20 protein-coding genes are annotated in these 26,589 nt (G+C 38.2%); 10 read left to right on the top strand and 10 right to left on the bottom strand.

Annotated features, from left to right (window positions below):
• Positions 1-5 precede the first annotated feature (5 nt).
• The gene (locus J2Y40_RS01340) at positions 6-1,016 is read left to right on the top strand and encodes a TQO small subunit DoxD (RefSeq protein ID WP_309996061.1); all 1,011 of its coding nucleotides are present in this window, start codon (positions 6-8) and stop codon (positions 1,014-1,016) included.
• Between the two features lie 50 nt (positions 1,017-1,066).
• On the opposite strand, the gene J2Y40_RS01335 is transcribed toward J2Y40_RS01340, so the two are convergent.
• The 4 genes from J2Y40_RS01335 to J2Y40_RS01320 form a co-directional block, all read right to left on the bottom strand.
• Positions 1,067-2,644, bottom strand: coding sequence for a DHA2 family efflux MFS transporter permease subunit (locus J2Y40_RS01335; protein ID WP_153394253.1), 1,578 nt, complete (start codon positions 2,642-2,644; stop codon positions 1,067-1,069).
• 128 nt (positions 2,645-2,772) lie between these two features.
• Positions 2,773-3,876 carry an HlyD family secretion protein gene (locus J2Y40_RS01330; RefSeq protein WP_153394255.1) on the bottom strand — a complete coding sequence of 368 codons (1,104 nt, stop codon included), beginning with the start codon at positions 3,874-3,876 and terminating at the stop codon, positions 2,773-2,775.
• Between the two features lie 16 nt (positions 3,877-3,892).
• Positions 3,893-5,209 carry a TolC family protein gene (locus tag J2Y40_RS01325; RefSeq protein WP_153394256.1) on the bottom strand — a complete coding sequence of 439 codons (1,317 nt, stop codon included), beginning with the start codon at positions 5,207-5,209 and terminating at the stop codon, positions 3,893-3,895.
• On the bottom strand, positions 5,193-5,819 hold the full coding sequence (locus J2Y40_RS01320) for a TetR/AcrR family transcriptional regulator (RefSeq protein ID WP_153394258.1): 627 nt from the start codon (positions 5,817-5,819) through the stop codon (positions 5,193-5,195). Before J2Y40_RS01320 ends, J2Y40_RS01325 begins: the two co-directional genes overlap by 17 nt.
• 109 nt (positions 5,820-5,928) lie before the next feature.
• Here J2Y40_RS01320 and J2Y40_RS01315 point away from each other — a divergent pair, with 109 nt between their 5' ends.
• Positions 5,929-6,996: a hypothetical protein gene (locus J2Y40_RS01315; RefSeq protein WP_309996053.1), complete on the top strand. Its 1,068-nt coding sequence runs from the start codon at positions 5,929-5,931 to the stop codon at positions 6,994-6,996.
• A gap of 37 nt (positions 6,997-7,033) precedes the next feature.
• On the opposite strand, the gene J2Y40_RS01310 is transcribed toward J2Y40_RS01315, so the two are convergent.
• Positions 7,034-8,152 carry a DNA polymerase III subunit delta' gene (locus J2Y40_RS01310; protein WP_309996050.1) on the bottom strand — a complete coding sequence of 373 codons (1,119 nt, stop codon included), beginning with the start codon at positions 8,150-8,152 and terminating at the stop codon, positions 7,034-7,036.
• A gap of 232 nt (positions 8,153-8,384) precedes the next feature.
• On the opposite strand from J2Y40_RS01310, the gene J2Y40_RS01305 reads away from it, so the two are divergent.
• Genes J2Y40_RS01305 through J2Y40_RS01295 form a run of 3 tightly spaced genes read left to right on the top strand, consistent with a single transcriptional unit; the run spans position 8,385 to position 11,327 of the window.
• Complete coding sequence (locus J2Y40_RS01305) at positions 8,385-9,680, top strand: hypothetical protein (protein WP_309996047.1); 1,296 nt, start codon at positions 8,385-8,387, stop codon at positions 9,678-9,680.
• Position 9,681: 1 nt separating this feature from the next.
• Positions 9,682-10,281, top strand: a complete 600-nt coding sequence (gene lptC, locus J2Y40_RS01300) for an LPS export ABC transporter periplasmic protein LptC (RefSeq protein WP_153394266.1) — start codon at positions 9,682-9,684, stop codon at positions 10,279-10,281.
• Positions 10,281-11,327: an anhydro-N-acetylmuramic acid kinase gene (locus tag J2Y40_RS01295; RefSeq protein ID WP_309996044.1), complete on the top strand. Its 1,047-nt coding sequence runs from the start codon at positions 10,281-10,283 to the stop codon at positions 11,325-11,327. Before lptC ends, J2Y40_RS01295 begins: the two co-directional genes overlap by 1 nt.
• A gap of 32 nt (positions 11,328-11,359) precedes the next feature.
• Here the strand turns inward: J2Y40_RS01295 and J2Y40_RS01290 are convergent, their stop codons facing one another.
• Positions 11,360-11,749 (bottom strand): SRPBCC family protein, encoded by a 390-nt coding sequence (locus J2Y40_RS01290; RefSeq protein WP_129055476.1) that lies wholly within the window; start codon positions 11,747-11,749, stop codon positions 11,360-11,362.
• Positions 11,750-11,785: 36 nt separating this feature from the next.
• On the opposite strand from J2Y40_RS01290, the gene J2Y40_RS01285 reads away from it, so the two are divergent.
• Positions 11,786-12,397: an NUDIX hydrolase gene (locus J2Y40_RS01285; protein ID WP_153394270.1), complete on the top strand. Its 612-nt coding sequence runs from the start codon at positions 11,786-11,788 to the stop codon at positions 12,395-12,397.
• Positions 12,398-12,592: 195 nt separating this feature from the next.
• Here J2Y40_RS01285 and murF read toward each other — a convergent pair whose 3' ends face one another.
• Both murF and gldJ read right to left on the bottom strand, forming a co-directional pair.
• A complete protein-coding gene (murF, locus tag J2Y40_RS01280) occupies positions 12,593-13,864 on the bottom strand; it encodes a UDP-N-acetylmuramoyl-tripeptide--D-alanyl-D-alanine ligase (RefSeq protein WP_153394272.1) in 1,272 nt (423 codons plus the stop codon).
• Between the two features lie 64 nt (positions 13,865-13,928).
• Complete coding sequence (gene gldJ / locus J2Y40_RS01275; protein WP_153394274.1) at positions 13,929-15,530, bottom strand: gliding motility lipoprotein GldJ; 1,602 nt, start codon at positions 15,528-15,530, stop codon at positions 13,929-13,931.
• Between the two features lie 164 nt (positions 15,531-15,694).
• On the opposite strand from gldJ, the gene porU reads away from it, so the two are divergent.
• The 3 genes from porU (at position 15,695) to J2Y40_RS01260 (ending at position 23,316) form a co-directional block, all read left to right on the top strand.
• Entirely contained in the window at positions 15,695-19,597 is a 3,903-nt protein-coding gene (gene porU / locus J2Y40_RS01270) for a type IX secretion system sortase PorU (protein WP_309996033.1), read from the top strand.
• Positions 19,598-19,657: 60 nt separating this feature from the next.
• On the top strand, positions 19,658-20,821 hold the full coding sequence (gene porV / locus J2Y40_RS01265; RefSeq protein ID WP_153394277.1) for a type IX secretion system outer membrane channel protein PorV: 1,164 nt from the start codon (positions 19,658-19,660) through the stop codon (positions 20,819-20,821).
• Positions 20,822-21,060: 239 nt separating this feature from the next.
• Positions 21,061-23,316 (top strand): FUSC family membrane protein, encoded by a 2,256-nt coding sequence (locus tag J2Y40_RS01260; protein ID WP_309996026.1) that lies wholly within the window; start codon positions 21,061-21,063, stop codon positions 23,314-23,316.
• Between the two features lie 20 nt (positions 23,317-23,336).
• On the opposite strand, the gene J2Y40_RS01255 is transcribed toward J2Y40_RS01260, so the two are convergent.
• Together J2Y40_RS01255 and J2Y40_RS01250 are read right to left on the bottom strand one after the other, a co-directional pair.
• Positions 23,337-23,951, bottom strand: coding sequence for a 4'-phosphopantetheinyl transferase superfamily protein (locus tag J2Y40_RS01255; RefSeq protein ID WP_309996023.1), 615 nt, complete (start codon positions 23,949-23,951; stop codon positions 23,337-23,339).
• A 414-nt stretch (positions 23,952-24,365) separates the two neighbouring features.
• Positions 24,366-24,896, bottom strand: a complete 531-nt coding sequence (locus J2Y40_RS01250; protein WP_309996021.1) for a pyridoxamine 5'-phosphate oxidase family protein — start codon at positions 24,894-24,896, stop codon at positions 24,366-24,368.
• Between the two features lie 167 nt (positions 24,897-25,063).
• Between J2Y40_RS01250 and ahcY the strand changes: the two genes are divergently transcribed.
• Positions 25,064-26,377 (top strand): adenosylhomocysteinase, encoded by a 1,314-nt coding sequence (gene ahcY / locus J2Y40_RS01245; protein ID WP_153394283.1) that lies wholly within the window; start codon positions 25,064-25,066, stop codon positions 26,375-26,377.
• Positions 26,378-26,589 lie beyond the last annotated feature (212 nt).

Raw genomic sequence — 26,589 nt, 5'->3', positions numbered from 1 at the left:
ATACAATGAAACATACAGCAGACAGCCGGTCTTTCGATCTGGCAGGTCTATATACCTTGTCCCTCCGTCTTGTGATCGGATGGACTTACTTCTCAGCATTCTGGAGAAGACTTATCCTGGAAAACAAATTAAATCCTGATGAAAACGGATACATCGGTGAAAAATTCAATCATTTCCTGCCTAATGCTTTAGGAATTAAACCTCTCATAGAATATCTCGTGACCCATCCGGATGCCTTGCAGAGATCGATGATGATCTTTACCATCGTTGAGGCTGTTGTGGGATTATTTATTATTCTGGGACTTTTTACGAGACTGATGAGTATTGGAATTTTCAGCCTGGCTCTGGGAATCCTTCTCGGCTCCGGCTGGATTGGGACTACCTGCCTTGACGAATGGCAGATTGGAGTCTTAGGAATTGCAGGCGGATTTGTCCTCTTTCTTTCCGGAAGCAGCTCTTATTCTCTGGATCATTACTTCATAAAGAAAAACAGGAAGTTTACCCATAAAAAATGGTTCTTATGCCTGGGTTCCGGCAGTCTTCCTCTATCAAAGCCTAAAACACTTGTATTGGCAGGCTCGGCACTCATCTTTGGATTAACGTTGTATACCAACCAGTATTTCCATGGTGGAGTCTGGGGAAAGCTTCACAATAAATCGGTAAAGCCTAAGGTTGAGATTTCCAATGTATCTTTTCATCATCAGCATCTGCAATTTGAAATATACCGAACAGAAGGAGTTGATGTGTACGGATCTTTCCTTATCGGGATTCAGATTCTGGATAAAAACGGAGAAATATTAAAAGAATTGAAGCAGGCTGATCTTTCAAAGTTTCCGAAAGAAAATATCAAAAATCATTATGTAGCCAAAGTAAAACCGGGAAAACATAGTATGATTATTCCTCTCGGTGCTAAGGCAGATATTCTAATTAAAGCTGATGACCTAAGAAAAGAAGAAATTCATAACGTAAAACTGATTGACATCAGTGGAGCCGAGTGGACAGCAGAAATCCAATGATGTAAACACAAAAAAACCTCCGGCAGTTCCGGAGGTTTTATATATTTTAATTAGTGCATCGCTTCACTCAGATCTATTTTCTCTTTGCTTTTTCTTTCTTTAATGAAAAGAATAAACGGAATACAGACCAGGAATATCACTCCCAGATAGAGGAAGACATCCATATAGGAAAGCACCGTTGCCTGCTTTGTTACGGAAAGATCCAGCATTTTATAAGCGGCATTCATTGCAGCATCTGGTGTCATCCCTTTTGCAATGAAATTAGCTTTTAATGCGGCCAGCCTTTGCTGAACTTCAAAACTATTCTCATCTAAATGGGAAATCAAATTATTCCTGTATTTCTGGCCTGCATTGGCAATGAAAGTGGTAATGGCTGCAATTCCGAAAGATCCTCCCAGCTGCCTCATCATTCCCGTAAAGGCTGCCCCTTGTCCAATCTCCTGACCTTTCAGTGTACTCAGTGACAATGAAGTGATCGGGATGAACAAAAGTCCCAAACCTGCGCCCCTTACAATCAGCATCCAGAAGAATGCATCCTTGCTGGTATCCGGTGTCAGGATTTTATACCCCCAGAAACTGTAAACAAAGAAAATAAACAATCCGAGGGATACCAGAATCTGTTGTTTAGCTCCTTTCGTCAACAATTTTCCGATGATCGGCATCATGAAAGCGGTTGTCAATGCTGCCGGAATCATCAATGCACCCGACTGAAGCGCCGTCCATCCCAAAATACTCTGGGTATACAACGGAACAATAAAGGTAGAACCATATAATCCGAATCCTAAAACAAATGACATAACCGTTCCAATCCTCAGGTTCCCATTTTTCAGTACCCTGAGTTCCACAATCGGATATTTAAAGGTAAGCTCCCTCCAGAGGAAAAGAATGAATCCTAGAATAGCTGCTACCGTAAAAGCTACAATCATTCCGCTTTCAAACCAGTCTTCTTCATGACCTCTTTCCAGAATGAACTGTAATGAACCTACTGTTACGGCCAATAAAGCAATCCCGATCCAGTCGACATCCGAAACTTTACGTTTTTCTGCATATTTCGGACTTCTTACGAACTGAAGTGTCATTAAGGTTGCCGCAATCCCAATTGGAATATTAATATAAAAGATATACGGCCAGCTATAATTATCTACGATATATCCACCTAGTGGCGGTCCTAAAGTTGGCCCGATAATTACCCCTAATCCATAGATGGCCTGGGCCATACTTCTTTTCTCGACCGGATAAGATTCTGTAATAATCGTCTGTGAAGTTACCAGAAGAGCTCCCCCTCCGATTCCCTGCATCAGTCTGAAAAATACAAGTTCCCATATATTGGTAGCATTTCCGCATAAAAATGAAAATACCGTAAATATAATGATGGAAGCTGCAAAGTAGTTTCTACGTCCGAACTGCTGTGAAAGCCAGCTCGTCATCGGTACGATAATTACGTTACCTATTGCGTAAGCTGTAATTACCCAGCCTACTTCAGAAAGTGTGGCTCCAAGATTCCCCTTCATCTCATTCAATGCAACATTGACGATTGTGGAGTCCACAATTTCAAGCAAAGCACAGAGGATTGCCGTAATCGTAATGATCACTCTCCGTGCTCCATATTCTACTAATGATTCTTGCATAAGTTTTTTTACAATGTAAAAAAGTCAATGGTGAATTTTACTGCGCAAGTGAATGGTAAATTTTAATACAAGCTGTAAAAAAACACTATTGACAGTAAAACTAATGGACCTGTTTACAATTTTAAGTATTATTTAAGCGAAACCTCTGCCTTCACATTCATTCCCGTTCTCAATCGTTTTGCAATGGACTTGTCAAGATTTACAAAGTCGATTTTTACAGGAAGACGCTGAACTACTTTCACGAAGTTACCACTCGCGTTGTCAGGAGGAAGAATGGAAAATGTTGCTCCTGTTGCTGGAGAAAATGAGCTTACCACACCTTCGAATTCTTTATCTGGGAAAGCATCAATTTCAATTTTCACCTTCTGTCCTTCTACCATTTTATCAACCTGGGTTTCTTTGAAGTTGGCTACCACCCATTTTTGGTCATTTTTAACCAAAGCAAAAAGCTGAGCTCCTGTCTGAAGGTATTGTCCTGCCTGGGTAGGAACTTTTCCTACATATCCGTCTTCCGGAGCCAGAATTACAGTATATGACAGATTGAGTTTAGCATTTTCTACGTCTACTTCTCTCTGTTTTGCTACAGAACTGGCAACACCGATCTGCTGTGAGCTTGCTGCAGTTTGAGAAGAAGCAATCGTCGTCTGCTGAGCAATCTGATTTCTTTGATCTACCAAAACCTGAAGCTGCTTATCCGCAGATTGTTTTGCCGCTAAAGCCTGCTCATACTGCTGCTCCGTGATAGAATGATCTTTCACCAGATTGGCATATCTTTTTAAATCCTGTGAGGTTTTCCAAACATTTACTTTTGCAGCTTCAATCTGTGCGTTTGCTGTTGCTACAGCGGCCTGTGAACTGTTGATATTTTTAGAGGTAGCAGTAGTTGTTGCTTCTGCATTGGAGATATTACTTTTTGCTGTAGATAAAGCTGCCTGAGCCTGTTCCAAAGCCATTTTCTGATCTCTGTTATCCAGAATGACCAGAGTATCTCCTTTTTTAACGAACTGATTGTCTTTTACCTTTACCTCAGCAACATATCCTGAGATTTTAGAAATTACCGGGGCCATATTGGACGTGATCTGAGCATCATCCGTTTCTTCATGGTACTGTCCGTAAGTATAAGCTCTGTAACCATAGATCCCTCCACCGATTACTACAGCTGCTAAGATGATAGGAAAGACTAAACTTTTTTTCTTTTTAGGTTCAGCTGCCTGTGTATTATTATTTTCCATTTTGGTTTCGATCTGATTATTTAATTGTTAAAGTTCCTGTTGTCTGTAATAGTTTTCTGTAAGCTAGGGCAGCATCTGCCTTAGCATTGATAACGCCCACATTGGCGGCAATCTGAGCGGCATCTGCGTCTAGAAGTTCCGTCATGGTCGCAAGCCCGTTATCATATTTATTCTTAGTGATTCTGTAGTTTTCATTAGCCTGCTCAGCAGATTTTTCAAAAACGGTGATTCTCTTTTTAGAAAAATCGGTATTCTGATATTCTCTGTTAACGTCAAGTTTAATGTTGTCATTCAGTAATTCATCGGTGGCTGCCAATTGCATTTCTCTTGCTTTTGACTGTTTCAGGGATGAATTTTCTTTCCAGATATTGGATAAATTGTATGAAACTCCGACTCCTACATTCACTGCATTATATACAGTAAGAAACTTAGGAATATCCGCTGCCACATAACCTCCTGTGAAAGCAATTGACGGAAGATTTTCAGCTTTTGCGGCTTTCGTTCCCAATTCGGCTGCTTTTCTCTGCTGTGTCAAAGCCTGAAGATCCTTACGGTTTTCTCTCGCTTCATTTACATAGAAGCTGACAGGTTTTACTTCATTCCCTTCTTCAATATAGTTCTGGTCCACTTCAATTTCTGTTGTTTCAGGAAGTCCTAATAACAGATCCATATTGATATTGGCAATATTATAGTTGTTCTTTGCTTCCAGTAACTGAAGTTCAATGTTGGAGGTCTGCAGGTTCGCTTTCAAACGGTCATTTCTTGCAATAATTCCATTATTTTCCATTTTAAGGAAAGTTTCATCTCTTTTTTGAGAAGCGGTAAGATTTTCCTCTAAAACTTTGATAGACTGGTTGGCTTTAAACAAATTGTTATAGGCCTGAGCAACATTGTAAGCAATGGCAATTTTATCGTTCTCTGTACTTAATTTCGAGGCTTCCACCAGATATTTCGCAGACTGGATCCCATATTTAATTCTTCCTCCGCTGTAGATCGGAACGCTAAGATTAGCCGATGCATAAGCAACCTGATGCACTTCCGGTCCTCCTGAACCTCCTGAACCTGTTGAAATCTTCAGGTCAACCGTTGGTTTTGTAGGAAGATACATATAGCTGCCTGAAACTTTCAATTCAGGAAGCTGTCTGTTTTTTGCTTCCAAAAGATCTGCCGTTGCTTCTTCAATTTTAGCGGCATCAATCTTTAAGCTCTTGCTGTTCTGGATTCCCAGCTGTACGGCCTCATCAAGGCTGAGCTGTTTCTTCTCCTGAGCATGAATGGCGGTAAGTCCCATTAACAGGGAGAGTGCCATAACCGAGTTATTTATTCTCTTCATAACCTAAAAGGTCTTTTAGTAAATATTTAATGTGTTTATTAAGTTCTGTGTAGTATTTTTCTTCGAAAATCTCGTCTTCTTCCGTATCATTCAAGAATTCTTTATACATTTCTTTAGCATTGGATGCATAGAATAAAGTTCCGCTTATGGTAGAATGAAGCAGATAAATAGGAGGGTTTTTCGTAAAGATGCCCTTCTTCAGCCCACTTTCAAGAACCTGAGAATACATGGAAAGAAATCCCATTTTTGTCTGCTTCAGAAATTCTATAATCTGTGGGTTTTTGGTATGAAGCTGCTCCCGTTGCATAATCCTGTAAAAGCATTTGTGGTGTCTTACCCTTCCTGAAAACTGGTCTACAATTCTTTCGATCTTCTGCCATTCATTGATATCTGTTCTTTCCAACAGGTCTTTTGAGAAGAACTGACCTTCATTCATTCTGTATTCAACAAGTTTTTCGTATAATTTTTCTTTTGATCCGAAATAGTAAGAGATCATAGAGATGTTCACATTGGCTGCCTTTGAGATTTCCCGGGTTGAAGTTCCATCGAAACCTTTTTCTGCAAAGAGCTTTTCTGCGGCGAATAATATATTTTCTTCTTTTGAAATCATATCACTTCCATTTTTTCAAGGCGCAAATGTACACAAGATTTTTATAAAATCAAACGATTGATTGATTTTTTAATGTAGATTTAATTTATATTTACAAAAAACTAAATGTATGGGCCTATTTGATTTCCTTTTTAAGAGGAAGAAAAAAAATCAGACCAATGAAGTAACTATTAAAAATGACTCTCCGGAGGAAGTGATCACTGCATTACCGGAAGAAGAAGCAGTCAACTTAATTGAAGAGACAAATATCAGACCGGAAGAGACAGCTCCTCAATTTCATGAAGAGGGAAATCGCTTTGATCTTGAAATTAAAGAAGCATTCAAAAGATTTCATTCTGATCCCGGTATTGATATCAACATTCAAATTGAAGATGACAAAGGTAATTCCCTTACTGCTTATCAGGCTTACGGAGACCTATTCCAGGAATGGATGAGTATCCAGTCAAAATGGGACCGCATGTCATTATTCTATCGCTTTTGGGATCAGTCTCAATTTGAAAAACTTGAGTCGTGGCAGGTCATTGAAAGATTTGTAAAAGACCGCTATCCTAAAAAAGCACTCTCCTACTTTGAGCAAAACATGTCTGATAAAAGAGATTTTACCAAAGAAGAACTGGTTTCGCTTTCAAAACTTCACCGGGTATTGCTGGATAATCCTACGGCAAAGGAATATATTGAAACAGCCTATCGGAATCACCCTGAAGACAGCTCTGTAAAAGTGGAATATGCAACTGTGCTCCACATCATAGGAAATCATTTCGAAAAAGAGCTTTCTCATCAGCTTTTTCATGAAGTAATGGACAAAAAAATACAACAAAATGATACGGAATCTGTTTTCGATTGTTTCAGATTCTCTGAAGGCTACACTGACTCTTCTATTTTTGCCATGCTTTACCTGATGAATACAGAAGCTGACAATGATGCCTGGGACTATGTCGCGGAAGAATATTATTACTGCCCTGTTTTCAGATATGAACATGCTGTACAGTTGTCACAAACTGAAAATCCCTTGAGAGCCCTGGCAAAGCTTACTTCTTTAAGCCAGGAATTTCCATGGTTCAGGATAGCTTTGGAAAGTACTATCGGTAATATAAAATCTATGCGGAAACAGCTTAACGATCCCGATTTTATGGAAAAAGAACTTCAGGAATTCCAGAACTCATTAAAAAATTTATAGATAAGCAAAACTCCGGAAAATTTCCGGAGTTTTTATTTTATGCACTTTTATGGATATATCTTGATAGTTTTATTCCAAGATCTGTCCAGACAATCTTAGGATTTCCGTTTCTGGTAAGATGGAGATCTGCTGTATTGATTTCTTCCAGAATGCTTTCGATATTGGCCCCACTGATGAATTTTGAAAATCCTGCCCAGTTGAATCCATCGGCATTGATCTTTTTATACACCAGACTTTCCGACTGATAATTCTGAAGCAAAGCCAATCTGAAAATCTCGGAACAGTAATTCAAAAAATTCTTTTGCTTTTCTCTGTTCCAGCCTGCAATTTCTCTTGCCCAGAAGATAATACTCTTAAGAAACTGAGGTTTCTTTTTCACCATAAATGCATCACGCACCCACTGTACAAACAGTTTTTCGAATTCATCCGACTTGTGTCCGGAATTCAGAAGCTTTACAGCATCATTAAGATTTCCCTGTGCTTCATGAACAATTTCCCGTACTTTATCATCAGCCAATGTAAAGTTCTTTTTAAGAAAAACTTCAAGATCTTCATCCTCAATCCTCGGAATCTCTACTACCTGGGTTCTTGAAAGAATGGTAGGAAGAATATCGTTAGTGCTTTCTGCTGTAAGAAGGATAATGGTTTTCGCCGGAGGTTCTTCCAGAAATTTTAAAAATTTATTTGATGCTGCTATGTTCATTTTATCAGCTCTCCATACAACCAGGATTTTGGTTCCGCCTTCAAAACTCTTTAAGGCAAACTTTTGGTTCTGGTCATCTATCTCATCTGCAGAAATAAAAAGCTGCTTGTTTTCAGACTCCAGAAAAGCAGTCCAGTCATCATAGCTGGAATAAGGAGAAGCCATAATCATTTCCCTGAACTCTTCGAATTTATTTTTACTCAAGGAATTTTTATTATCCGTAAAAACCGGAAAACTGAAATGCAGATCAAGGTGATTCAAGTGCTCCACTTTTGATGCGGCATGTTCATTTTCTCTGCTCAGGATCTCTTTGGCATAGGCTAATACCATAGGAAATGTTCCATATCCCTCTTTTCCTACAAAAAGCTGGGCATGGCTCACTCTGTTTTCGGCAATGCTTTCTTTAAGAAGCTGTTTCAGGTTCTGCTGCCCGGCAATGTTCTCCCAATTCATGTCCCAAAGATAAAAAATCTGGAGGAGAATATAGAATTAAAATGTGAATGTGAATTTTGCCAAGCGGTAAAAATCTACTATGAAACTGATAGACTATTTACCATTCACCATCAATTATTCAATATTCATCAACTTTCCGGCTTCCCTGATGCCCTTAACAAACTTTAACCACATATAATTTTTACAATTCATTAATATTTAAGATATTTGCGCATTGTTTTAAAAATAAAGAATGAAAAAAATCTTTGTAGTATCATTCATATCAGCTGGATACTTCCTGAATGCACAGAGCATAAGTAACTCACCTTATGCCACTTACGGGATCGGAGATGTTAAATATGATAATACGATTGAAACTGCCTCTATGGGCGGTATATCTACTGCTTATATCAGTGATTTCACCAGCAGTTTCAACTTTGCAAACCCTGCAAACAACTCTAATTTCGAGCTTACAAGCATCAGACTGGAAGCAACCAACGAAAACAATTATTTCAAAACCAACTATAACGATACGAAGTCTACCAAACATTCTACGTATCTTTCTAACATTGCACTGGCTTTTCCTTTGTCTTCAAAGGTAAAAATGGGAATTTCTTATCAGCCATACAGTTCCAAAAGTTATGAAATTTTAAATACCGAGACTTTAACTTTAGAAGACGGGACAAAAGTAATATATGGAAACCGTTTTAAAGGAAGTGGAACATTAAATACAGCTCAGGCAGCAGTATCTTATAAGATCAACCAGCAGTTTGCAGTAGGTTTAAGAGCGAATCTTTATTTTGGTAACCTTTATGACCTTAATGAATTTACATCATCCAATGCCGATCTGATTAACGGTTATGAGACCAAAAACAGTATCAAAAACTTCAACTTTACCTTAGGTGGAAGCTACCAAACCCTGAATACCCGTACCGATAAAAAGTTCACCATCGGAGCCACAGCTACTTTTGGGAACACCCGTAATACAACTACTGATTATACTAACAGTACTTACCGATATACTGATTTAGCCCAGACAACAAAAGATAATGTAAGTATTATTGAACAGAAAAGCACCAGTTCTAAAAACCTTCTTCCATTGCAGGCTTCAATTGGGGTAGGTTACGGAAGTGAAAACCACTGGTTCTTCTCCGGTCAGATTGATTATAAAAAAGGAGAAGATATTTCTTACTTCGGAAAAACATTTGATTTCCAGGATACCTACAGGATTTCTGCAGGAGGATGGTACCTTCCGAACTATAACAATTTCAGAAATTATTTCTCCAGAGTGATCTACCGATATGGAGCGTTCTATGAAAGAGGCAATCTGAAATTAGATGGCAACAGCATTAATAAATTCGGGATTTCCGGAGGGGTTGTACTTCCATTCAAAACAAGTAGTATTACAAGAATGAGCGGTCTTGAACTGGGTCTTGAACTGGGTAAAAGAGGAACGCTTAAAAATAACCTGATCAACCAGAATTACATCAATCTGAGAGTCGGTTTCAATTTTGCTGATAAATGGTTCAGAAAGAATCTGTATAACTAAAATGAATTTTTCATACAAAATATCATATAAAAATATAGCATGCCTTTTTAGTTGTGCTATATTTTTTATATTGACGTCCTGTGAAGAAGATCTTACAAAGCTTAACGGAAAAGACAGCAAAAATTTCCCTTCACAGATTATCAAGAAGGCTAATATTATACAGCGGGATTCGGGTTTTATTGTATTAAAAGCTAAAGCACCGATCATTGAAAAATACGAGCTTATCGACAGCCCGTATACTGTAGCGAGGAAAGGAATTGAGATAGAATTCTTCGATAAAAAGAAACCCAAAATTCCGGGGAAAATCACTGCAAAATTTGCCCGCATTTTTGAATACAAAAAATTCTATGAAGCTAAAGGCAATGTAAAAATCACTACCAACGAAGGCCAAAAGTTTGCCATGCAGAGTATTTTCTGGGATCAGAAAAAAAACAGAATTTACACCAAAGATACCGTGTATGTAACGATGGAAGACGGTTCTACCCTGGTAGGCGCCAATGGAATGACCGCCAAAGACGATTTCTCCGAATACACGTTCTACAATAATTCAGGGAATTTCAGCTCCAAAAGACTATCTGAAGATAAAAAAACACCACAGTAATGAAGGTACAGGCTATCGGGTTAATGTCGGGAACCAGTCTGGATGGTCTGGATATCTGTTTTGCTTCTTTTGAAAAGAAAGACAGCAGCTGGGCCTTCCATATTCTAAACGCTAAAACGTTTCCTTACTCTTCAGAATGGGAAGAAAAACTCAGAAATTCAGTTCATCTATCTTCCGAAGATCTTCTTGAACTGCATTCGGAATACGGTTTTTATATTGGCAGACTGGTTAAAGAGTTCATAGAAAAAAATCAACTTGACAACATCAGCCTGATCGCATCACATGGACACACTGTTTTCCACCAGCCTCAAAAGAAATTTACCCTTCAGATCGGAGACGGCAGAGCCATTAAAATAGAAACAGAACTTCCTGTTATTTATGATTTCAGAAGTCAGGATGTACTTATGGAAGGAAATGGTGCTCCTTTAGTTCCGATCGGAGATCATCTGCTGTTTTCAGAATACGATGCCTGCCTTAATTTAGGGGGATTTTCCAATATTTCTCTTCAGAAAAACGGCAAAAGGATTGCGTTTGACATTGCACCGGTTAACATCGTTTTAAACCGACTGGCACAAAAATCAGGCAAACATTTTGACGAAAACGGAGATCTTGCCAGAAAAGGGGTAATCAGCGAACCACTGTTAAGCCAGCTCAATACTTTAGATTTCTATCAGCAACCCCACCCAAAATCTTTGGGAATAGAATGGTGTTATGAGTATATATTTCCTGCTTTGGAATCCATTGATGTTTCAGATGCATTGGCTACATTTACCGAGCATGCTGCCTTACAAATTGCCGCAGTCATCAACGAAAGCACTATAAAAAATATTCTCGTTACCGGAGGAGGTGCCTACAATACGTTTTTAATTGAAAAAATAAAGGCAAAAACAAAATCTGAGATTATTATCCCTGAAAAAGAAATCATTGAATATAAAGAGGCTCTTATCTTTGCTTTCATGGGTGTTTTAAGGATGAATAACGAAGTCAATGTTTTATCTTCTGCAACCGGAAGTACTGCTGATCACAGTTCAGGAATAACAGCATAAAAAAAACCTCCAGCATTGAAGGTTTTTAGTTTTTATTTATAAGCCTCGATCTTATCGGTAAGCGTATTGATAAAGTTCTGTAATGGTTTTTCCACCATCATTTTAATAAAAGGATTGAACTTTCCTTCAAAAAGCATCTGAACCTCAGTCTGGTTTTCACTAATAGGATTCAAAGTTGCTGTTAAAGAAAAGTCTAAGCTTGAACTTGCCGACTTCAAAACTGCTTTCTGGTCAGTCACTTCATCTATTTTCAAAGCGATTTCAGGCATTCCCTGAAGACCGAATTTAAATCCGTTGTCTCTTGTTTCAAACTTCTGAAGACCGTCCGGCATAAAATCTTTATAGTTCTCAGGTGTTTTTAATAATTCTGACAACTCCTTTGATGATTTATTGACAATAATTTTTCGTCCTTCTAAATTCATTTTTTATTTTTGTATTTAAATTCTTAATTCTTACAAATGTATAAAGTTTTTGTGAACGAAAAAAAATTATTAGTGTCTAAGCATCCTGAGAATCTTGAAAAAGAGCTCAAGTATGAAAGTTTCACAACTTTAGAGATCGCATTGGATCTTTTGGAGAACACTTCAGTGCATGAACTTAATGTATTCGGTGAGAATATAGAAGAGATCTGGAAAGAGTTTCAAGGGCTTTTCAAAATTATAGAAGCAGCCGGCGGCCTTGTCAACAATCCGCAGGGAGATATTCTTTTCATCAAAAGATTAGGGAAATGGGATCTTCCGAAAGGTAAAATGGAAAAAGGGGAATCCCGCGAAGAATCTGCTGTAAGAGAAATTGAAGAAGAAACCGGGCTCAGAGAGGTGGAACTGATTAGATTCCTCAACACCACTTATCATATTTATATTGAAAGAAATGGTGAAAAAATCCTGAAATGTACCCATTGGTTTGAAATGTTTTTCAATGGAGAAGATACATCAAAACCTCAGATAGAAGAAGGAATTACAGAAGTAGCCTGGAAAAATACGTCACAAATTGAAAACGAAGTTTTTCCAAGCACTTTTAAAAATATTAAGCTGATCGTTAAAGAATTCTGGGATTCTCAACATCAATAACCTGAATTGGAAAGGAAGTTAATTAAAAGGCTGGAAGCTGGAAGAACGAAGTTGGAAGCTACTTTCAGTGATAGCTACTTAAGTCCGTTATTGAATCAAATTACTCTCAAGAAAGATCCACATTTATGAGTGATTCCCTTCAAAACTTCCCTTTTCCAGCTCCCGGCTTCAAACCATTCTTATCCTGAATTGGTATTAAATAAATTCTATAGATTTTTCCAGCGCAATTCCTCTGGATCCTTTTAACAGGATATTTTCAGAGTGTATTTTGTACTCTTTAAGGTATTCTATTAATTCGGCAGTATTTTCGAAAGATACTCCTGAAAAATTAGTGGCCTTAAAGTTTTTTCCAACCGTAATAATTTCATCAAACCCTAACGTATGAGCGAGTTCCAGGATATTCTGGTGTTCTTTTATACTTTCATCGCCCAGTTCAAGCATATCTCCTATAATAATTGTTTTACGGCCTTCAAAAGAGATAAAGTTATTCAGGGAAGCGGTCATTGAGCTGGGATTGGCATTGTAAGTATCCAGGACCAAAGTTTTCCCCTCTTTTTTTACAACCTGAGAACGCATATTTGTTGGGGTATAACTTTCAACAGCATGCTTTATATTTTCAAAACTGATTCCGAAATGCAATCCGAGACTTGCAGCCGCGCAAAGATTGGTAAAATTATATTCCCCGGTAAGCTTTGACACCGCTTTCATGCCTTGGTAGCCTAGTCCAACAAAATGTTCTTCTGAGATTAGATCAAACTTATACTCTGAATTTTCACTGCCAAAAGTGATTTTAGACGGATAGTTCTCTGTTTTCTCTTTCTGAATCGGGTCGTTTTCATTAACAACAATAGTCTGATCGTTGTTTTTCAGATAATCATAGAGTTCAGATTTCCCTTTAATTACGCCTTCAAATCCTCCGAATCCTTCTAAATGAGCTTTCCCGAAGTTGGTAATATATCCAAAATTAGGTTGTGAAATGGTACACAGAAGTTCTATTTCTTTTTGATGGTTAGCTCCCATTTCAATCACAGCCATCTCATGTTCCGGCTTAATGGAAAGAATGGTAAGCGGAACTCCAATATGGTTATTCAGGTTTCCAAAAGTATACTGAACATTGAATTTTTCTGAAAGCACCGCATGAATAATCTCTTTGGTCGTTGTTTTTCCGTTGCTTCCTGTAAGTCCTATAATAGGTATCTGAAGCTGGTTTCTGTGATGAATAGCCAGTTCCTGTAAAAATTCCAAAGTAGATGGAACATAGAATATATTCCGACTTTTATTTTCAAATTCAGCCTGTTCAACAATCACTGCCAGTGCTCCATCATCTATAGCTTTCTCTGCTAATGTTGCCGCATTGAAATTTTCACCGGAGAAGGCAAAGAAAACATCATTCTTTCCTATTTTTCTGCTGTCGATTGTCACTTTATCTGCCTGTAACAGTAAAGGATAAAACTGTGCTGTATTCATAGTTCAAAAATAAAAAACCTTCCGAAAATCCGGAAGGTTTTTTGTAAGTATTTTTTGATAAATATTATCTTCTAGTTCTACCTTTGTCATTAGCTCTGGCATCCTGTGCAACACGGAAACCAACCCATCCAAAAGCTCTCCCTTGATTCTTATATCTTCTCTGTCCCGGATCTAACCAGTATGCAGTATCCATCCAAGAACCTCCTTTTACTACTCTAACCTCGTTAGAGATTGCAGAAGTTCTGTCTTTAGCATCTTTCTGCATTTTCACTTTTCCGCTGGCATCTACAACAAATCTTGTTTTAGGAGAGTTGTACATATCAAATGAAGAAGCGGAGTCTGAAGCTCTGTAATATTCAAGAGAAGACTGTCTGTCTCCATCTCTGAAGTTTCTGTAGTCTGCGATAGTTTCTCTTTCAAACTGTCCAGGAAGTCCTTTATATACTAATCTTCCGTCAGCTAATGTATCATACTTGATTGTTCCTTCATCAATCATTTTGTAAGTTCCGTCACCGTTTCTTACGATTGCCTGAGGCATATTTCCTCTGTAGTAGTTGAAGTCACTGAAATCTTCATCAATGATAGGTCTGTAAACATCGGCAGTCCATTCAGAAACGTTACCGTACATTCCGTAGATTCCTAAATCATTGGAAGGATATTGTCTAACGTCTGAAGTTTGTGCAGATCCGTCATTTTTCCATCCCGGAAGACCTGAATAGTCACCTTTACCCATTTTGAAGTTTTCAAGGAACATTCCTCTGTCTCTTCCTTTGGATCCTCTTAATCTTTCAATTTGAGGTTTTTTACCTACGTATTGGTTGTATTCTCTGTTTTTAGCCATTCCCAATGCTGCGTATTCCCATTCAACTTCTGTAGGAAGTCTGAATTTCTGAACCATAGAAGCGTTTGGAGCTCTGTTGGCAGCAAGAAGTCTTTGGTTGGTAGTTTTCATACCGCTTTTCTGCTGCATTCTTTTCTCGTTGATGTACCCTTGCATTTCAGGATCATTCGATTTGAATTTATCCATATTGAAAGCAGTTCCACCCTGATTATTAGATTCGTTGATATACAAATCTTTTGCAATAATACCAGCCTGCATCAAAGCTTTTTCATTTGCTCTGTCTGAAAGCCATTCACAATATCTGTTCGCCTGAGTCCAGGAAACTCCTACTACAGGGTAGTAATCGAATTCCGGGGAACGCAGATAAGTTTCATTATAATCGTTTCTAGCTAGTTTGTTGTCCCATAATAAGGTATCCGGCAAAGCACCGTTATAGATTTCCTTAAAGCTAGGATCGCTCGGTGGGAATACATACTTCAACCATGTAAGGTATTCGCGGTATTCGTAGTTAGTAATCTCAGTTTCTCCGATAAAGAACGAACTTACCTGCATTCTGCGCGGTGTATTGTTCCAATCGTGCATAACATCATCTTTCACTAATCCCATTGTAAAAGTTCCACCTTCTACATATACCATTCCCGGCCAACCTTTCTGCTTTTGTTGCTTTCCTGCAAAAAACCAACCCTGTTTTTCGTTTGGTTTCCAACCTGTCTTGCTGACAAATTTTTTGGTGCCGCCTCCTTTGCTGGTTCCTGACCCGCCACAGCTGGTTAATGCAAGTGTAGAACTTAATGCTATTAATGAAAACAACTTTAGTTTTTTCATAGTCGATATAAATATTTTCAAAGTACAAAGAAAAAATAAATTATTCAATAAATCAAGTAAACATTTGATTTTTTTGAAAAACGTTAACAAATTAATTTTATTGTATCACAATTTAATTCTAAAATTTTCATTTATTTTGTAATTCAGAAATTTCAATAATAAACATGAAACAAAAAATCACGCTTTTATTTCTATTCTCTTTTGCATCAGCACTTTGGGCCCAAAGGAAAGCCATAGAATGGGATGGTTCCAAAATTCAGGACTTTGGCGAAGCAAAATTAAATCTTCCAAATTTTAAAAATGAAGGTTTTTCGTTTGGCCAAAATAACATTTTTATCATAACTAAACAAAAGATAGGAGAAAAGCAGCTTAAAGTTTCAGATCTCGCCTGGGAAAATGTTTCCAACAGAGAATTATATGAACTGGATAAAGGCAGCCTTCCCAATTATGACATCGCTAATGTAACCTATTATAATCTGGAAGGAGAAAGATATGCCAACATCAGCGTTGCTTTATTTAAAAATATAAAAGGGCGTGTTCAAAGACTTTCTTCCTTCAACATTACAGAGACATCGGTTTCCAATGATATGAGATCCGGAATGGCCAATAAAGTAGGAACAAGTGATAACCCTCTTGCCAACGGAGGATTTTATAAAATTAAAGTAGACCGTTCCGGAGTATTCAAAATCACGGCACAGTTTTTAAGAGACAACGGAATCAGCCCGTCTTCAGTTAATCCGAAAAATTTCAGAATCTATGGAAACGGAGGTATTATGCTTCCTGAGTTTAACAGAGATACAAAATACAGTGCTCTTCAGGAAAACGCCATCCAGGTTGTAGGGGAAGAAGATAATGTATGGAATGAGGGCGATTATGCTCTTTTCTATGCACAAGGCCCTAATGGATATAACCTTTACGATACGTCCAACGGAAATGGTTTTAAAAGAACAGAAACCCGTACGGACAGAAGCAATAACCTAAAAAATATATACGAGGACTTCTCTTATTATTATATTAACTTCGACAAAGGGCCAGGAAAAAGGGTGCAGACCATTGATGCCAATTTACCTGCCACACCATTAATTACGAGATATGATAATTACCAGGTAGTTAATAATGATCAAAAAAATCTTTTGAAGGTAGGAAGAATCTGGACAGAAGATACACCGTTCATTACTGAGAAGGTGATCACTTTTCCTATCAATTCCCCTATTCAGGCTTCTGACGCCATCAGATTCAAAACACAGGTGATTGGGCACAGGGCACAGAAAAACAGTGTTGAGTTTAAGATCAACAACACCAATCCTTCTCTTCAGGCGGTTCCAAGTAATACCCCCAATTTTAACTATGATTATTATCCGCTGCAATACCAGGATGTATTAACCAACCTGAGCGGAAATCAGATTACATTCAGCTACAACCCCAATATCACAATAAACCCAAACGGAGCATTCTATTTTGATTATGTGGAAGTACAGTATAAAGAAAATCTTTCCTTCAATGGTACCCAGATGAATTTCAGAGACTTTTCTATTGTAAGCGGATCTAACACCAGTTATGGATTCGGAATCAATAATGCAGCTGCTTTAGAGCAGGTATGGGATGTTACTGATATTACCAATGCCAACAGGAGAGTAAACAAAGCAGGCGCAGGAAGTTTTAATTTTGGCTATCTGGCTTCAGATCCTAATTTCAACAATGAGTTTGTGGCCTTCCGTGCAGATGCCGCTTTTTCACCTCAGTTTGTAGAAAGAATTGCCAACCAAAATCTTTCTGCTCTACAAAATGTGGACTATCTGATCCTTACTGTTCCTGAAATGATGGGACAGGCACAGAGATTGGCCAACTATCACCAGACCAAAAACAATTACAAAGTAGAAATTGTAGACGTTAATAAAATATATAATGAGTTCGGAAGCGGAAGCAGGGACCTTACGGCGGTAAGAGATTTTGTAACAAAATTAAATACTCCGGCAGGAAGCCTTAAATATGCATTTATATTAGGTGATGCTTCATTTGATTATAAAAACAGAATCTCCAACAATTCCAATGTTGTTTCCAGCTACCAGAGTGAACATTCTTCTGATTTTGTAGGATCTTTCGTAACGGATGATTATATTGTAATGACCCAGCCGCAAACCTCATCAAGTATTGATGGCAACTTACCTGATCTCCCTATTGGAAGAATTCCTGCAGCTAATGCCAGCGAAGCCGGAGATATGATGAATAAAACGCTTGCTTATTATAATTCACTTCCGGGGCAATCCAGCCCATTTGGAGAATGGCGTATGAAGCTTGACTTTGTTGTGGATGATGATAAAGATAACGGAAGTCCGTTCCATAACGTAATGAACTCCTCATTGGTTGATATCTTTGAACAGCCGGGGCAAGTGGATCTTAAAGAATATAACGTAAGAAAATTGTATATGGACGCCTTCCCTGCTCAAAGTACAGCAGGCGGACAAAGATATCCACAGGTAACTCAAGCGATCTCCAATGATATAGGAAACAGTATGTATATCTTCTATTTTGGACATGGAGGGATTAACGGATGGGCACAGGAAAGAGTTCTTACCTCTACAGAGATTCAGAATTCCAACAATTTCTCTACTGTTTACAGCAGATTCCCGTTTGTATCTACCATTACCTGCGAATTTACCTTATGGGATGAGCCCGGAACATCTTCAGCAGGAGAACAGTTTATCAAGCTGAAACAAGGAGGTCCGGCTGCCATGATTACTTCCAGCCGAGCCATTGGAGTAGATTACGGACGCAGCTTTACCGATTTTTATACTAAAAACATCTTTAAACTTACCAATGATGATTTTGAAACGTTAGGATATGCTCATTTAACGGCAAAAAAACAAAAAACAGCAGGTATTGACCACCTGAAAGTTAACTTCCTTGGAGACCCGGCAATGAAGTTAAGCAGACCACAAAGACTGCTTGTAATTGACAATATTGAAACTCCGGTTCCGGGACTGATCAGAGGTCTGGACTTTGTGAAAGTAAAAGGCCACATTAATAATCCTAACGGAACTTTAAACAGTACTTTCAACGGAAGGGTTTCTATTAATATTTTTGATAAAAGACTCAATAAAAAGACCCTGAACAATGACGGAGGACTTACTCCTATATTGGATTACACGGAAGAAGGAAGTGCTATCGTTAAAGCTTCAGGAACGGCTGTAAACGGAGTATTTACCGTAGAATTCTATGTTCCAAAAGACATTAATTATGCTGTTGGACAGGGAAGAATTCTAGGATATGCAGATAATAAAGTATCCGATGTATTCAATAACCAGGCTGTACAGGTAGGAGACATCAACCCGAACGGGATTAATGATAATGAACCTCCAAAAGTAAGATTATATATGAATAACACCAACTTTGCAGACGGAGGAATCACCAATCAGAATCCAATGCTGCTGGCATGTGTTACCGATGATACAGGAATTAATTCCACAGGATCAGGGATTGGTCATGACATTACCGTATACCTAGATGGCCAGATCATCAATACGGTTGTTCTGAATGATTTCTTCGCTCCGGGAGAAGGCAACGGATGCGTAAATCCAAGCCTGGCCGATTATCAGAAAGGAAATGTAACCTATCCTTTCAGAAATCTTGCTATCGGGCAACACCAATTAACATTTAAAGTTTGGGACATAAACAATAATTCGACAACTGCTACGTTAAACTTTGAGGTTAAGGATGAATCCGATCAGCACCTGATCATTAACCGACCGCTGAACTGGCCGAATCCTTTCACCAATAAAACGTATATTCAGTTTGAACACAATTGTGACGATATTCTGGATGTTAATGTTCAAATCTATACCATTACCGGAAAATTAGTAAGAACATTATCTCAGCCGGTAGTCGCAGAACCTTTCCTACAGGGCTTTAGAACGCCTCGTCAGGCAATAGAATGGGACGGAAGAGACGATTTTGGGGCAACTGTTGCAAAAGGTACGTATATTTTTAAGATATTTGCAAAAAGTCAAAATCAAGAAAAATGCAAAGGAAGTGCCACAGCTGTAGAAAAAATGGTACTTTTGAAATAATTTAGATAATACATAGATAACAATATTTATAAAAAACTGATAATATATAAAAGACAACATATGAATTTAACTACAAAACTGCTTTTGGGATTTGGTTTGAGTGCTGGTTTTCTAGGCTATTCACAGGATTTAAGCAAGATAAACCCAGTGTTAACCGGAGCTCCATTTCTAAGGATTTCACCGGATGCGAGAGCCGGTGGTATGGGGGATCAGGGGGTTGCTACCTCACCTGATGCTTTCTCACAATTCTGGAATGCAGCAAAATATCCTTTTAGCAGAACAAGTTCTTCCGTAGGTCTTAACTATACACCTTATATGGGGAAGCTTACTAATGATGTATTTTTACTGTATGGTGCATTCCATAAATTCTTAGGACAGGAAGAAAGAGCTACCATCTCTGCCAGTATTTATTACTTTAATATGGGAGAAGTGGACCTTACTCAATTAGTAGGTACAGAAGTAGCATCAATGGGTACTTCAAAACCCAACGAATTCTCTATTGACATAGCTTATGCCATGAAACTTTCTGATTCCTTCTCAGGAGCTGTTACTGGTAGATTTATCCGTTCAGACTTAGCCGGAGGTTTCAACACCGATACTACTCTTAAACCAGCTAACTCTTTTGCTGTGGATGTTTCCGGATATTATACCTCTCCGAAGTTCTCAAGTTTTGGAGGCTATGAAGGTAAAGTGAATGCTGGTTTCGCTATTCAGAATGTTGGTCCGAAGCTGGATTATACAGGAAATGAAGAGTCCAGATCTTATCTTCCTACTATGGCAAGATTAGGGGTTGGATATGATATGTACCTGGATGATATGAATAAAATTGGTTTAAGCGTAGAAGGTTCAAAAATTCTAGTTCCGGGATCAGAATATGTAGGTATAGATCCTAATACAAGACAGCCAAGATATGAGATTCCTAACGTAGGTCCTATTGCAGGAATCACAAAATCATTCAAAAATAAGAATAGCATCATGTACAGTGGGGCTTTGGAATATTCATATGACAATGCTTTTGCTGTAAGAACAGGTTATTTCCACGAAAGTGAAGAGCAGGGAGCAAGACAGTTCGCTACAGCCGGTATCGGATTAAAGTACCGTTCTTTCGGATTGGATATCTCTTACCTGATCAATATGTCAAAAATCAATACTGCTTTAGATAATACCCTTCGTTTCGGTCTTACCTGGAACATTGGAGAAGAAACATCTAATGTAGATTATTAAGATATTTTTTCCAGATAAAAAAAGCTGTCTCATTTTTGAAACAGCTTTTTTTATGCAGAAAAGTTAATAGTGAACAGTCAATTCGCTGAGCTGCTCATCTGTAAATCAGTCTCATTCACATCTCAAGGTGAAACAAAATTTACAATTGATAAAAATATAATAGCAGACGGTCTGAAATAAGTTCATAAAAGTCTTATTTTTATAAAGCTTTTTATCTTTCCAATAATTATTTTTGTAGTATGAACTATTCAGCAGAACTCAAAAAATTCGTTACCAGCCAATATCTATATTCTGCGATCAGAATTACGCTGGCCACCGTTCTGCCCTGTTTGGTTCTCGCCCATTTCGGAATTTTGAAAGAATACTTTCTTTTTCCTTTGGGGACCAGCTTTGTAGCGCTTACCGACCAGCCCGGTCCTTTTATCCGAAGAAGAAATGCACTGGCTTTCGCCATCTGCTGTTTTGTATTGGTAGCAATGATTGCAAGCCTGGTGATGAATTTTAAGGTCCTGGTTCTTCTTGAAATCATTGTATTCGGGATGTTTTTTTCCCTGATTGGGGTTTACGGACAAAGACTGGCCGCAGTAGGTTCATTATCACTTGTTGTACTTGCCATCTTTATTGACGGACACCTTACAGGAAGCGACATCTTTAAAAGCTTACTGATCTTTGCCAGCGGCTGTATATGGTTTCTGCTTATATTCCTTGTTGTAACAACTATCCGTCCGTATAAACTGGCAGGCCAGATGATTGGTGAAAATTACCTTCAGCTTGCTGAATTTTTAAAGATCAAGGCCAATTATTATCAGAAAAATCCTGATTTCGACAAACTGACTACTCAGGTTATTGCGAAACAGATTGAGATCAAAAACCTTCAGGAAGAGACACGAGAGACTGTTTTTAAGACCAGAACCATCGTTAACGAATCTACAACAACGAGCCGACTGCTGATGCTGATGTTCCTGAATTCAATGGACCTTCATGAAAAGCTGATGACTTCTGAAAGTGATTACCAGAAGCTGCAGCAGAGTTTTGAAGACAGTATGATCCTGGTTAACATTCACGATTACCTCAACCTTCTGGCCGAGGAAATTACCAATATCGGGATTGCCCTTCAGAGTGGAACGAGAGCGAAACCCATGTTTAATCTGGAGCTTGAATTGAAAAATCTTAATTTTAATTATTTTGAACTAAGAAACAAACAATTATCTCCCGACAGCCTTGAAAACTTCATGATCCTGCGCCAGATTCTGATGCGCATCAATGAAATCACGAAGGAAATCAATGAGATCTACAAAGTATTTTCCCAAAACGTAAAATTGGCCAAGAGTTTATCTACCGGATTAGATTTGAAAAAATTCATGCCTAATGAGCCGAAACTTAATTCTAAGGTTTTAAGGAACAATATTTCGTTATCGTCCTCTCATTTCCGTCATGCGATAAGAATTACGACAGCTTTACTGCTTGGATACCTTTTCTCCATGTTTGATTTTCTGGGATTGGGCCATACCTACTGGATATTAATTACCATTACCGCTATTTTAAAACCGGCCTACTCCATTACCAAACAGCGAAATCTTCTTCGTCTGTATGGAACGGTTGTGGGGGCTACCATTGCGTATATCATTCTGCATTTTATTCATATCAACAGTATTTTATTTGCTATCCTGCTGATCAGTATGATTATGTGCTTCAGCTTTTTAAAAGGCCGTTACTTCTGGGCTGTCCTGTTTATGACTATTTATGTTTTCCTGAGTTTCAATTTTTTAAATCCGGGGAAAGTAAATATTATCTTCAAAGACAGAGTACTGGATACAGCCATTGCCGGAATCATTGCTTTTGCCGTGTCTTATATTGTTTTACCGGTTTGGGAACATACGCAGAATCTTGATCTGATGAAGAAGTCCGCGGCAGATAACCTCATCTATTTTCAGAGTGTAATATCCAAATTCCTGCAGGGAGATTTCGACATTGAAGATTATAAAATAAAACGAAAAAATGCCATCATTTCTCTGGCCAATCTTTCCGACAATTTTCAGCGAATGATTTCTGATCCTAAAAATCAGCAGAAAAAGCTGGAAGTGGTGCATCAGTTTGTAGCGACCTCTCATCTTATTACAGCCTATACCGCTTCTCTTTCCCAATATTCCAAAAGTAATGAGCAATATCCGGAAATAGATTCTGAAAGCTGGAGCCGGAAGATTGAAGCCGAAATGCAGCAGACCTCTACCCTGCTCAATGGAAATGACATCAACGAAACCCTCAAAATGGAAAGCCGCCTTGAACCGGAAGATTCTTCTATTGAAGATATGCTGATGAAAAGAAAAACAGAGATTGAAGAAAACGAGATTATTGACCGGAGAGATCCAGATAAAATCTCCCATTTAACGGAACTTAAAAATATCCACGATATTTTAGAGTTGATTTATGATGTTGCCAAAGAACAACGCAAGGTGATAGAAAAATATAAAGCGGAGAAGGTAGATGAAGCTTAGTAGTTCCTTTTAACTTTTCATTATTCCTCTACAATAGTAAAGCAGTAATCATCAAAAAATTCCACTCTTGCTTTGAATTCATCTGAAAACTGCTCATCGTATACCCGGCAGCTTATTTTATGAAGATGCTTCAGCTCAAAAGGCTTCACTTCGTAGTTTTTCTTCAGAGACCAGTATTTGGAATGGTGGATTTTGTACATGCTTTCCTTTACACTCCAGATAATGGTATAAAATGTATCGGCTTTATCTTCAGGAATAAATCCCCTTTCATTTTCATAAGTAAACTTATCAATCACCCTTAAGATCTTCGGATTGAATTTCTCAATGTCGATTCCTATTTTATTTTTGGAAATTGCAATGGCAGCAAAAGGAAAAGAGTGGGTAATGGAAATTTCGGCATCTTTAGGAGACAAAAAGGGTTCCCTCTCTTTGTACAGGATTTTGGAATGGGGTTTTAAACCTTTCAGAAGCATTCGTACCATCAGAACTTCCTGAAGTTTTTTGGGGTGGTAGTCCTTTACTTTTTCAGCGTTTTCGGGTTCCAGAAGTTCATGGATATTGAGTTCTTCACTCTCATCATATTTCCACACAAGAATCGTGGCATTATCATCTGAAAAATCTCGGTAAAGGGGCATCGCTTTTTTATATCTGCAAAAATACAAAAAAAGGATGGGAGATGGAAACGGGAGGATGGAAGTTATAGCGGTCTTTAAAAACCTCTTGTAAACTTATGATTCAAAAAATCTAATAATACAACCCTCAGTTCGGGATAAGAATATCTGATAAATGAAGGTTTGAAGCTAGATGATGGAAGAGGGAAGTTATGAAGGTCATTAAGAGCAAAATTGATTGCTTTTATTTAATTTGATTTTCTTGAGGCTTTCAATACGTATAACTAAAATTAACTTCCAGCCTCCTTCTTCCATCTTCCATCTTCCAGCCTTTTATATTTAGAACTCACGTTAATACATCAAATCCAAAAGAACTTCCCGTCCTACCTTAACTGGTATAAACTTCCCCGCTTCCCTCTTCCAGCTCCCCTTCTTAATTTATTTAGACTGATGATTCACATCATTTCTGTGCTCAAGGATTTCCAGATTTTCATCTACAAAATAGGCACTCCCAAATCCATTTACATAAGAACCTTTTACAGGCTGTAATGCAATAAGAATAAAATCTCCCATTTCTGAAATAACATCCACAACTTTACCATGAGTTTCCTTAAGTTTAGCAACCACTTCATTCCATGTTTCAGAATCTCTTTCTGTTTGGGAAACGGCTGCTTCAATCGTTAAGCGTTCACGGGCATAGATCTGTTTTGTAGCCAACTCATCTTCAATAAACATCATTGAAGTTTTTCTTCCGTCTGCCAGATTTTTAGTATGTTTTGCCATAAAAGACACCAGAATATAAAAGGTATTGCCCACCTGTACAAAAGGGGCATAGCTGGCATTAGGATTTCCTTCCGCGCCAACTGTAGCTAAAATAACACTCTTAGATCTGTCGATCAGCTCTTTTACTTTTGGTGCAACTGGCCTTGCCTTTCTCTGTTCGTCGTTCTGTGTATTGGTATGATCCATAATATATTGATTTATCAGGTAAAAATAGTTATTTATATTAAGACTAAATAATTTTAAGCCCTGTATAATCTCATCATATGTGAAATAGATCTGTGTTTTTATATCTTAATTATTAATTGTAATTTTGCACTTCGTTATCAATTGAATTTTAAAACTATTCATTACATATGAGTACTACAACACAATACATTCCTTATAAAGTTAAGGATATCTCCCTTGCAGAATGGGGAAGAAAAGAAATTACTCTTGCAGAAGCAGAAATGCCAGGTTTAATGGCTATCCGTGAAGAATACGGACCTTCTCAGCCGCTAAAAGGAGCAAGAATCGCAGGATGTCTTCACATGACTATCCAGACTGCTGTACTTATCGAGACATTGGTGGCTTTAGGAGCTGAAGTTACCTGGTCATCTTGTAATATTTTCTCTACACAGGATCACGCTGCTGCGGCTATTGCTGCTGCCGGAATTCCGGTTTATGCATGGAAAGGTCTGAATGAAGAGGAATTTGACTGGTGTATTGAGCAGACTTTATTCTTCGGTGAAGACAGAAAACCACTGAACATGATCCTTGATGATGGTGGTGACTTAACCAACATGGTTTTTGATAAATACCCAGAATTTACAAAAGATATCAAAGGACTTTCTGAAGAAACCACTACCGGAGTACACAGACTGTACGAAAGAATGAAAAACGGTACTTTGGTAATGCCTGCAATCAACGTAAATGATTCAGTAACCAAGTCCAAATTCGACAACAAATACGGATGTAAAGAATCTGCCGTAGATGCGGTAAGAAGAGCTACAGACGTAATGCTTGCCGGAAAAAGAGTGGTAGTTTGCGGATACGGAGACGTAGGTAAAGGTACTGCTGCATCTTTCAGAGGAGCTGGTTCTATCGTTACGGTTACTGAAATTGACCCAATCTGTGCGCTTCAGGCAGCTATGGACGGTTATGAAGTGAAAAGATTAGATACTGTAGTAGACAATGCAGATATCATCATCACAACAACCGGTAACTTCAACATCGTAAGAGGAGAACACTTCCTTAAAATGAAAGATAAAGCGATTGTTTGTAACATCGGTCACTTCGATAACGAAATCGATATGGCTTGGTTGAACAAAAACTACGGTCAGACAAAATCAGAAGTGAAGCCTCAGGTAGATATCTATACCATTGAAGGTAAAGAAGTAATCATCCTTGCAGAAGGAAGACTGGTAAACTTAGGATGTGCTACAGGACACCCTAGTTTCGTAATGTCAAACTCTTTCTCTAACCAGACTTTAGCTCAGATCGAGTTATGGAACAACTCTGCAGCTTACGGAAACGAAGTATACATGCTTCCTAAGCACTTAGATGAGAAAGTAGCCGCTTTACACCTTAAGAAATTAAGCGTAGAACTTGAAACCCTTTCTCCTGAACAGGCAGAATATATCGGAGTAGACGTAAAAGGGCCATTCAAGCCTGAATACTACAGATACTAATATTTTTTAATCTTATTATAGTAGAAGACTTTTCAGATTTCTGGAAAGTCTTTTATTTTTCTACCCATCTTTTTTATTTCCGGAAGCTGTTTCCCGCTATCCGCTCATACTCCTCGCTCCATTGCTGAATCCAGGGCATGCTGTGGGGTAACCGCTGCTATCGGGGCTAGGAAGAAAGCCCGGATATAAATATTCACTTATTCTATTCAATA

This window comes from Chryseobacterium sp. 2987, from assembly GCF_031456375.1.
Classification (GTDB): domain Bacteria; phylum Bacteroidota; class Bacteroidia; order Flavobacteriales; family Weeksellaceae; genus Chryseobacterium; species Chryseobacterium vaccae.
The sequence above is the reverse complement of the archived record's forward strand: the minus strand, read 5'-3'. Positions and strand labels throughout refer to the sequence as shown.

Excerpts from the sequence above, each read along its gene's own strand:
- porV (WP_153394277.1), top strand. The coding sequence starts at position 19,658 with ATGAATTTAACTACAAAACTGCTTTTGGGATTTGGTTTGAGTGCTGGT.
- J2Y40_RS01310 (WP_309996050.1), bottom strand. The coding sequence starts at position 8,152 with ATGAATTGGGAGAACATTGCCGGGCAGCAGAACCTGAAACAGCTTCTT.
- porU (WP_309996033.1), top strand. The coding sequence starts at position 15,695 with ATGAAACAAAAAATCACGCTTTTATTTCTATTCTCTTTTGCATCAGCA.
- J2Y40_RS01295 (WP_309996044.1), top strand. The coding sequence starts at position 10,281 with ATGAAGGTACAGGCTATCGGGTTAATGTCGGGAACCAGTCTGGATGGT.
- murF (WP_153394272.1), bottom strand. The coding sequence starts at position 13,864 with ATGAATACAGCACAGTTTTATCCTTTACTGTTACAGGCAGATAAAGTG.
- J2Y40_RS01320 (WP_153394258.1), bottom strand. The coding sequence starts at position 5,819 with ATGATTTCAAAAGAAGAAAATATATTATTCGCCGCAGAAAAGCTCTTT.
- J2Y40_RS01255 (WP_309996023.1), bottom strand. The coding sequence starts at position 23,951 with ATGCCCCTTTACCGAGATTTTTCAGATGATAATGCCACGATTCTTGTG.
- gldJ (WP_153394274.1), bottom strand. The coding sequence starts at position 15,530 with ATGAAAAAACTAAAGTTGTTTTCATTAATAGCATTAAGTTCTACACTT.
- J2Y40_RS01260 (WP_309996026.1), top strand. The coding sequence starts at position 21,061 with ATGAACTATTCAGCAGAACTCAAAAAATTCGTTACCAGCCAATATCTA.
- ahcY (WP_153394283.1), top strand. The coding sequence starts at position 25,064 with ATGAGTACTACAACACAATACATTCCTTATAAAGTTAAGGATATCTCC.
- J2Y40_RS01315 (WP_309996053.1), top strand. The coding sequence starts at position 5,929 with ATGGGCCTATTTGATTTCCTTTTTAAGAGGAAGAAAAAAAATCAGACC.
- J2Y40_RS01330 (WP_153394255.1), bottom strand. The coding sequence starts at position 3,876 with ATGGAAAATAATAATACACAGGCAGCTGAACCTAAAAAGAAAAAAAGT.
- J2Y40_RS01325 (WP_153394256.1), bottom strand. The coding sequence starts at position 5,209 with ATGAAGAGAATAAATAACTCGGTTATGGCACTCTCCCTGTTAATGGGA.
- J2Y40_RS01290 (WP_129055476.1), bottom strand. The coding sequence starts at position 11,749 with ATGAATTTAGAAGGACGAAAAATTATTGTCAATAAATCATCAAAGGAG.
- J2Y40_RS01335 (WP_153394253.1), bottom strand. The coding sequence starts at position 2,644 with ATGCAAGAATCATTAGTAGAATATGGAGCACGGAGAGTGATCATTACG.
- J2Y40_RS01340 (WP_309996061.1), top strand. The coding sequence starts at position 6 with ATGAAACATACAGCAGACAGCCGGTCTTTCGATCTGGCAGGTCTATAT.
- lptC (WP_153394266.1), top strand. The coding sequence starts at position 9,682 with ATGAATTTTTCATACAAAATATCATATAAAAATATAGCATGCCTTTTT.
- J2Y40_RS01250 (WP_309996021.1), bottom strand. The coding sequence starts at position 24,896 with ATGGATCATACCAATACACAGAACGACGAACAGAGAAAGGCAAGGCCA.
- J2Y40_RS01285 (WP_153394270.1), top strand. The coding sequence starts at position 11,786 with ATGTATAAAGTTTTTGTGAACGAAAAAAAATTATTAGTGTCTAAGCAT.
- J2Y40_RS01305 (WP_309996047.1), top strand. The coding sequence starts at position 8,385 with ATGAAAAAAATCTTTGTAGTATCATTCATATCAGCTGGATACTTCCTG.